Here is a 256-nt window from a genome sequence, read left to right as displayed (position 1 = left end):
CTTCTGAATGCGTGCCCATTCCTGACGGAATGGGCATTTCTGCGCAACTTGTTGTCTTCTCAACAAATTACTGCTTGCTCTGGTCAGCCATAAAATTGATAATAAGAATCATTGTTATATCAATTATTATTAATTTTTATGCGTTATACGGATAGCAGAAAACTCACGCCTGAAACGGATGCCAATCACAAGACCGCTTCCCCGCAGCCTATTCGGCGAATTTCCAGCCAGACACTGTTAGGTCCGGATGGCAAAC

1 pseudogene is annotated in these 256 nt (G+C 43.4%); it reads left to right on the top strand.

Annotated elements, in window-relative coordinates:
• Positions 1-138: 138 nt before the first annotated feature.
• Positions 139-256: pseudogene (locus V5P19_RS23995) on the top strand (hypothetical protein); the annotation flags it as partial.

Source organism: Enterobacter sp. UNJFSC 003, assembly GCF_036903355.1.
In the GTDB taxonomy this organism is placed as follows: domain Bacteria; phylum Pseudomonadota; class Gammaproteobacteria; order Enterobacterales; family Enterobacteriaceae; genus Enterobacter.
The sequence above is the reverse complement of the archived record's forward strand: the minus strand, read 5'-3'. Positions and strand labels throughout refer to the sequence as shown.